The organism is Pseudomonas sp. AU12215 (genome assembly GCF_001675465.2).
GTDB classification, from domain to species: Bacteria; Pseudomonadota; Gammaproteobacteria; order Pseudomonadales; family Pseudomonadaceae; genus Pseudomonas; species Pseudomonas nitroreducens.
In genome coordinates this window covers 1-320 of the sequence record NZ_MACM02000133.1, presented here as the reverse complement: position 1 = coordinate 320, position 320 = coordinate 1, and the positions used below count along the sequence as shown (strand labels likewise).

At 63.4% G+C, this 320-nt stretch carries 1 pseudogene; it reads right to left on the bottom strand.

What is annotated here, in order from left to right:
• A pseudogene (gene istB / locus A9513_RS17615) lies at positions 1–320 on the bottom strand (IS21-like element ISPst3 family helper ATPase IstB); the annotation flags it as partial.

The following is a 320-nucleotide window of genomic DNA, read 5'->3' as shown; positions in this document are numbered from 1 at the left end:
CTTTGCCGTCGTGCTTTTCGCGCTCCAGCAGATTGACCAGATCGACCGTGGAGTAGAAGCGCACGCGCTTGCCATGCCGGGTGATGCCGGACACGGCCAGCGCGGTGGCTAGGTGGGTTTTACCGGTGCCTGGCCCACCGATCAGCACCACGTTCTGCGCGGTGTCGGTAAAGGCCAGGCTGGCCAGCTCGCTGATCAGGCGTGCGTCGGCGCTAGAGGCGTTGAAATCGAAGCTGGCCAGATCGCGGTGCATCGGCAGCTTGGCCATGTTCATCTGGTGGCTCACCGAGCGCATGGCGCGATCTGTGTGCTCTTGTTCC